The sequence below is a fragment of the Mesorhizobium sp. M2C.T.Ca.TU.002.02.1.1 genome (assembly GCF_003997225.1).
The window spans coordinates 1-7,379 of the sequence record NZ_RZTO01000258.1 but is presented as its reverse complement, the minus strand read 5'-3'; the positions used below and the strand labels follow the sequence as shown (position 1 = coordinate 7,379).

Sequence of the window (7,379 nt, the reverse complement as noted above, 5' to 3'; positions counted from 1 at the left end):
GTTTAAGGGAGGAATTTGATGAAACTTCGCACGCTCACCCTGGGCCTGTTGTCGGCCAGCGCCCTCGCTTTCGCCGCGCATGCCGAATCCATCACCATCGCCACCGTCAACAATGGCGACATGGTCCGCATGCAGAAGCTGACGGACGACTTCACCAAGGCAAACCCCGACATCCAGCTCAACTGGGTCACGCTTGAAGAGAACGTGCTGCGCGAGCGCGTCACCACCGACATCGCCACCAAGGGCGGCCAGTACGACGTCATGACCATCGGCACCTACGAGGTTCCGATCTGGGCAAAGCAGAGCTGGCTCCTGCCCCTCGACAAGCTTGGCGACGACTACGACGTCAAGGACATCATCCCGGCCATCGCCGGCGGTCTTTCGGTCGACGGCAAGCTCTATGCCGCGCCCTTCTACGGCGAAAGCTCCTTCGTCATGTACCGCAAGGACCTGATGGAGAAGGCGGGCCTGAAGATGCCCGACGCGCCGACCTGGGACTTCATCAAGCAGGCTGCCGACAAGATGACCGACCGCGCCAACGGCGTGAACGGCGTGTGCCTGCGCGGCAAGGCCGGCTGGGGCGAGAACATGGCCTTCCTCACCGCCATGTCGAACTCCTTCGGCGCCCGCTGGTTCGACGAGAACTGGAAGCCGCAATTCGACCAGCCCGAGTGGAAGAACACGCTGCAGTTCTATGTCGACCTGATGAAGGCCGACGGTCCGGAAGGCGCTTCCTCCAACGGCTTCAACGAGAACCTGGCGCTCTTCCAGCAGGGCAAGTGCGGCATGTGGATCGACGCCACCGTCGCCGCGTCCTTCGTCTCCGATCCGAAGGCCTCGCAGGTCGCCGACAAGGTCGGCTATGCGCTGGCGCCGGACAACGGCCTCGGCAAGCGCGGCAACTGGCTGTGGGCATGGTCGCTGGCGATCCCCGCCGGCACCCAGAAGGCCGACGCCGCCGAGAAGTTCGTCTCCTGGGCAACCTCGAAGCACTATGCCGAGCTGGTCGCCTCGAAGGAAGGCTGGGCTAACGTTCCTCCGGGCACGCGCTCCTCGCTCTATGCCAATCCGGAGTACCAGAAGGCGGCGCCTTTCGCGAAGATGACGCTGGACTCCATCAACGCCGCCGATCCGACGCATCCGACCGTCAAGCCGGTGCCCTATGTCGGCGTGCAGTTCGTCGCCATTCCTGAATTCCAGGGCCTCGGCACCACCGTCGGCCAGCTCTTCTCGGCGGCTCTCGCCGGCCAGTCGAGCGTCGACGACGCCCTCAAGCAGGCCCAGGACGCGGCCACCGCGGCGATGACCGAAGGCGGCTACATCAAGTAAGGCTCCTCCCGGTGCCGAACGCCGGTCGCCTATCATGGCCGGCAAGGGGCCGCCCGAAACCCAGTTCGGGCGGCCACCCTTCAAGACCGGGAAGATTCTGGGCGCAACTCTGAAAATCCGGCTGACTTTGGGAGGGTGACCGTTATGGCTACTCAGCAAACCCGTTCGCTTGCCCGTTTCATGATGGCGCCATCGGTGATCCTGCTGTTCGTTTGGATGATCGTGCCGCTGCTGTTCACGCTCTGGTTCTCGTTCCAGCAATACAATCCGCTGAACCCGATCCGTGACGGCTTCGTCGGCTTCTCTAACTACGCGCTGTTCTATTCCAACCCGGCCTTCCTCTATTCGATCCTCAACACGCTGATCATAGTCGTCAGCGTGCTGGTCATCACGGTGGTCGGCGGCATCCTTCTGGCGATGCTGCTCGACCAGCCGATCTGGGGTCAGGGCGTCGTGCGCATCCTGGTCATCTCGCCGTTCTTCGTCATGCCGCCAGTCGCGGCCCTTGTCTGGAAGAACATGATCATGCATCCGCAATACGGTGTCTTCGCCGACATCGCGCGCTTCTTCGGCGCCCAGCCGATCGACTGGTTCGGCCAGCATCCGCTCACCGCCATCATCCTCATCGTCGCCTGGCAGTGGCTGCCCTTCGCCACGCTGATCCTGCTCACTTCGCTGCAATCCCTCGACGGCGAGCAGAAGGAGGCGGCCGAGATGGACGGCGCCGGCTTCCTCAGCCGCTTCTGGTATCTGACGCTGCCGCACATGTCGCGCGCCATCACCGTCGTCATCCTGATCCAGACTATCTTCCTGCTGTCGATCTATGCCGAAATCCTGGTCACCACCAATGGCGGCCCGGGCTACGCCTCCACCAACCTGCCCTTCCTCGTCTACCAGAAGGCGCTCCTGGAGTTCAAAATCGGCCAGGCGTCCGCCGGTGGCGTCATCGCCGTCATTCTCGCCAACATCGTTGCCTTCTTCGCCATGCGCGCCGTCGGCAAGAATCTGGACAAGTAAGGGAGGACAAGATGGCCCGCGCAGTCACCACCCAGCATAAGACCATCGCCACGGCCGCGGCCTGGATCGTCGCCCTGCTGATCTTCTTTCCGATCCTCTATACGATCATCACCTCGTTCAAGTCGGAGCAGGAGGCGATCCAGGGCTTCAACCTGATCCCCTCCGGGACCTTCGAGAGCTATTCGGAGGTCCAGCAGCAGAGCGGCTACTTCAAGTTCTTCTTCAATTCGGTGCTGCTGTCGGTCGGCTCGACCATCCTCGCGCTCATCGTCGCCATCCCGGCGGCCTGGTCGATGGCGTTCTCGCCGACCAAGCGCACCAAGGACATCCTGATGTGGATGCTGTCCACCAAGATGATGCCGGCCGTCGCGGTGCTGTTCCCGATCTACCTGATCTTCCGCGACTCAGGGCTTCTCGACAGCCGCATCGGCCTCACCGTGATGCTGATGCTGATCAACCTGCCGATCGTGGTGTGGATGCTCTACACCTATTTCCGCGAGATCCCGGGCGAGATCCTGGAAGCGGCGCGCATGGACGGCGCCTCGCTGTGGAACGAGATCATCTATGTGCTGACGCCGATGGCCGTTCCCGGCATTGCCTCGACCATGCTCTTGAACATCATCCTGGCCTGGAACGAGGCGTTCTGGACCATCCGGCTCACCACCACCAACGCCGCGCCGCTGACCGCCTTCATCAGCTCCTTCTCCAGTCCGCAAGGCCTGTTCTGGGCCAAGCTCTCGGCGGCCTCGACGCTGGCGATCGCGCCGATCCTGATCATGGGCTGGTTCAGCCAGAAGCAGCTGGTGCGCGGCCTGACCTTTGGCGCCGTGAAGTAAGAGCGCCCAAGCGGCGGACGACGATAGATATCCCCGGGAGGAAACCATGGGAAACATCACGCTTAAGAACGTCTCCAAGTCCTTCGGGTCGACGACGATCATTCCGAACATCGACCTCAACATCGAGGACGGCGAGTTCGTGGTGTTCGTCGGCCCATCGGGTTGCGGCAAGTCCACGCTGCTCAGGCTTATCGCCGGGCTTGAGGACACAAGCGGCGGGACCATCTCGATCGACGGCCGCGACGTCACCCGCGAGGCCCCGGCCAAGCGCAAGCTCGCCATGGTGTTCCAGTCCTATGCGCTCTATCCGCACATGACGGTCGCCAAGAACATCGCCTTCCCGCTGAAGATGGCCGGCGAGGACCAGGCGACCATCGACAAGAAGGTGAAGGACGCGGCCAGGGTGCTGAACCTCACCAACTACCTCGAGCGCCGCCCCGGCCAGCTCTCCGGCGGCCAGCGCCAGCGCGTCGCCATCGGCCGCGCCATCGTGCGCCAGCCTTCGGCCTTCCTGTTCGACGAGCCGCTGTCCAACCTGGATGCGGCGCTGCGCGGCACCATGCGCCTGGAGATCAGCGAGCTGCACCAGCAGTTGAAGACGACGATGATCTACGTCACCCACGACCAGGTCGAAGCCATGACCATGGCCGACAAGATCGTCGTGCTCAACGCCGGCAACATCGAGCAGGTCGGTTCGCCGATGGAGCTCTACAAGACGCCGAAGAACCTCTTCGTCGCCGGCTTCATCGGCTCGCCCAAGATGAACATGATCGAAGGCGCGCCGGCGGAGAAATACGGCGCCAAGACCATCGGCATCCGGCCCGAGCATTTGAACATCTCGACCTCGTCCGGCGACTGGAAGGCGACGGTGGGCGTTGCCGAGCATCTCGGTTCCGACACCTTCCTGCACGTCCAGGCGGACGGCATCGGCACGATCAATGTGCGCGCCGACGGCGAGGTCGCGGTCAAGCATGGCGATACCGTCTACCTGACCCCCGACAAGACCAAGCTGCACCGCTTCGGCGCCGACGGCAAGGCGCTGACCCAGTGAGGACGGGACAGTGAGGCTGAAAGGCAAATCGGCGCTGATCACCGGATCGGCGCGCGGCATCGGCAGGGCCTTCGCCGAAGCCTATGCGCGCGAAGGCGCGACGGTGGCGATTGCCGATATCGACCTCGACGCGGCGCAAGCGACGGCGAAAGCGATCGGCTCCGCCGCTTACGCGATCCGGCTCGACGTCACCGATCAGTCCTCGATCGAGGCCGCGGTGAAGGCGGTCGAGGCGAAGACCGGTGGGCTCGACGTGCTGGTCAACAACGCGGCGATCTTCGACCTCGCGCCGATTGTCGAGATAACCAGGGCGAGCTATGAAAAACTGTTCGCCGTCAATGTCGCCGGCACGCTCTTCATGCTGCAGGCGGCTGCCCGCTCGATGATCGCGCGTGGCAAGGGCGGCAGGATCATCAACATGGCGAGTCAGGCCGGCCGGCGCGGCGAGCCGCTGGTCGCCGTCTATTGCGCCACCAAAGCCGCCGTCATCTCGCTCACGCAATCGGCCGGGCTCGACCTGATCAAGCACCGCATCAACGTCAACGGCATCGCGCCAGGCGTGGTCGACAGCGACATGTGGGATCAGGTCGACGCGCTCTTCGCCAAATACGAGAACCGGCCCAAGGGCGAGAAGAAGCGGCTGGTCGGCGAAGGCGTGCCCTACGGCCGCATGGGCAAGCCCGAGGATCTCGCCGGCATGGCCGTGTTCCTCGCCAGCGACGAGGCCGAATACATTGTCGCCCAGACCTACAATGTCGACGGCGGCCAATGGATGAGTTGAGGGGACAAGTTGAGGGGGAGGCGCTTCTCTTCTTTCCTCCGGAGAAGACGCCGCGGGGCAGGTGAGGGGCAGCATACCGGAACACCAGATGCTGCCCCTCACCCTCGCCCTCCCGAAGGAGGCGGAAACAGTTGGGCTGCAGATCGGCCAAAGGGTAAAATGAGATGACCGTGAAACTCTCTTCCTCGAACCTCGCCAGGTTGCCGGCCAAGGTCGCCGGTCCGAAATATGATCGCTCCGCCCTGAAGGCCGGCATCGTCCATTTCGGCGTCGGCAACTTCCACCGCTCGCATCAAGCGGTCTATCTCGACGATCTGTTCGGCACCGGCGAGGGCCATGACTGGGCGCTGATCGGCGCCGGCGTGTTCGAAGGCGAGAAGATCGGCCGTTCCAAGCTCGAGGAGCAGGATTGGCTGACCACCGTCGTCGAGCAGGACCAGGGCCATATGAGCGCCCGCGTCACCGGCGCCATGATCGATTTCCTGACGCCCGGCGACGCGGCCGCGATCATCGAACGGCTTGCCGATCCGGCCATCAAGATCGTCTCGCTGACCATCACCGAGGGCGGCTATTTCATCGACCCGGCTTCCGGCAAGTTCAACCCGGCCCATCCCGACATCGTTGCCGACGCGCAACCGGGCGCCGTGCCGAAGACCGTTTTCGGCATCATCCTCGCGGGCCTGCTGCGCCGGCGCGCCGACGGCATCGTGCCGTTCACCGTCATGTCCTGCGACAACATCCCCCATAACGGCCACGTCACCTCCGACGGCGTCATCGGCCTTGCGCGGCTGATCGACGAGGACCTCGCCAAATGGGTGGAGGACAAGGTCGCCTTCCCGAACGGCATGGTCGACCGCATCACGCCGGCCACCAGCGACCGCGAGCGCAAGATCCTCGCCGATGATTTCGGCCTGGAGGACAATTGGCCGGTGTTCTGCGAGCCGTTCAGGCAATGGGTGCTGGAGGACCATTTCACCGCCGGCCGTCCGGCGCTGGAGAAGGTCGGCGTGCAGTTCGTCAAGGACGTCTCGCCCTATGAGCTGATGAAGATCCGCATCCTCAATGGCGGCCACGCCACCATCGCCTATCCGGCCGGGCTGATGGACATCCATTTCGTCCATGAAGGCATGCAGGAGCCGCTGGTGCGCGCCTTCCTGTCGAAGCTCGAGCATGACGAGATCATCCCGACCGTGCCGCCGGTGCCCAACACCGATCTGGAGGACTATTATCAGCTTATCGAGCGCCGCTTCTCCAATCCCAAGATCGGCGACACCATCCGCCGGCTTTGCCTCGACGGCTCCAACCGCCAGCCGAAATTCATCATCCCGACGATCGCCGACCGGCTGAAGGCGGGCAAGGGCGTTGCCGGTCTCGCGCTGGAATCGGCCTTGTGGTGCCGCTACTGCTTCGGCACCACCGACAGCGGCGCCGTCATCGAGCCGAACGACCCGAGCTGGGACCGCATGCAGGCGACCGCCAGGGCGGCCAAGGACGATCCCAAGGCCTGGCTGGCGATGGAGGACATCTATGGCGATGTCGGCCGCTCGCCCGTCTTCGCCGAGGCCTTCGCCCACGCCTTGAAGGCGCTGTGGGCGCACGGCGCGCGCGAAACCCTGACGCGTTACCTCGCCGGAAAGCTTTGACGTTCGACTGGAAGCATCCGCCATGACGCCTGAGCTCGTCATCTTCGACTGTGACGGCGTCCTGGTCGACAGCGAGGCGCTTTCGGTCTCGGCGCTGCTCGGCATGATCGAGCTCGCCGGCGGCGCGGTGAGCGAGGACGCCGCCTACGAGCATTTCCTCGGCAAGAGCATGAAGAGCGTGCGCGAGATCCTCGGCCATGAGTTCGGGCTGGAGATCAGCGACCGGCATCTGACCGCCATGCGCGTCGACCTGATGCGCAAATTCCGCGAGGAATTGAAGCCGATCCCCGGCGTCAAGGAGGTGCTGCCGAAGCTCGGCCGGCCGTGCTGCGTCGCCTCGTCCGGCACGCTGGAGCGCATCCGCTACGCGCTCGACGTTACCGGCCTGCTCCCCCTGCTGGAGCCGCATCTCTTCAGCGCCACCATGGTCAAACGCGGCAAGCCGGCGCCCGATCTTTTCCTCCATGCCGCCGCCTCGATGCGGGCGCATCCGCGCAACTGCCTGGTGATCGAGGACAGCCCCGCCGGCGTGGCCGCCGCCCGCGCCGCAAGCATGCGCGTCTTTGCCTTCACCGGAGGCTCGCATGCCTCCAACCCCACGCTCAAGGCGCGGCTTGCGTCGACGGAGCCTGACTTTATATTCGCTGACATGCTGCAATTGCCCGATCTGATTGCAGGCCTGGGAGCGAGAGAAAAAGCATCTTGAGGAAGAGTTTCGTTTG

At 64.0% G+C, this 7,379-nt stretch carries 7 protein-coding genes; all 7 read left to right on the top strand.

Annotated features, from left to right (window positions below):
* Positions 1–18: 18 nt before the first annotated feature.
* The 7 genes from EOD07_RS15670 to EOD07_RS15640 all read left to right on the top strand — a co-directional run bounded on the left by EOD07_RS15670 (position 19) and on the right by EOD07_RS15640 (position 7,363).
* A complete protein-coding gene (locus tag EOD07_RS15670) occupies positions 19–1,329 on the top strand; it encodes a sugar ABC transporter substrate-binding protein (protein WP_040986998.1) in 1,311 nt (436 codons plus the stop codon).
* Between the two features lie 144 nt (positions 1,330–1,473).
* Positions 1,474–2,346 carry a sugar ABC transporter permease gene (locus EOD07_RS15665; RefSeq protein ID WP_127236117.1) on the top strand — a complete coding sequence of 291 codons (873 nt, stop codon included), beginning with the start codon at positions 1,474–1,476 and terminating at the stop codon, positions 2,344–2,346.
* Between the two features lie 11 nt (positions 2,347–2,357).
* Positions 2,358–3,182 (top strand): carbohydrate ABC transporter permease, encoded by an 825-nt coding sequence (locus EOD07_RS15660; RefSeq protein ID WP_040987001.1) that lies wholly within the window; start codon positions 2,358–2,360, stop codon positions 3,180–3,182.
* Positions 3,183–3,228: 46 nt separating this feature from the next.
* A complete protein-coding gene (locus EOD07_RS15655; RefSeq protein WP_127236116.1) occupies positions 3,229–4,233 on the top strand; it encodes an ABC transporter ATP-binding protein in 1,005 nt (334 codons plus the stop codon).
* 10 nt (positions 4,234–4,243) lie between these two features.
* Complete coding sequence (locus EOD07_RS15650) at positions 4,244–5,014, top strand: L-iditol 2-dehydrogenase (RefSeq protein WP_127236115.1); 771 nt, start codon at positions 4,244–4,246, stop codon at positions 5,012–5,014.
* Between the two features lie 164 nt (positions 5,015–5,178).
* Complete coding sequence (locus EOD07_RS15645) at positions 5,179–6,657, top strand: mannitol dehydrogenase family protein (RefSeq protein WP_127236114.1); 1,479 nt, start codon at positions 5,179–5,181, stop codon at positions 6,655–6,657.
* A gap of 22 nt (positions 6,658–6,679) precedes the next feature.
* On the top strand, positions 6,680–7,363 hold the full coding sequence (locus EOD07_RS15640) for an HAD family hydrolase (protein WP_127236113.1): 684 nt from the start codon (positions 6,680–6,682) through the stop codon (positions 7,361–7,363).
* Positions 7,364–7,379 lie beyond the last annotated feature (16 nt).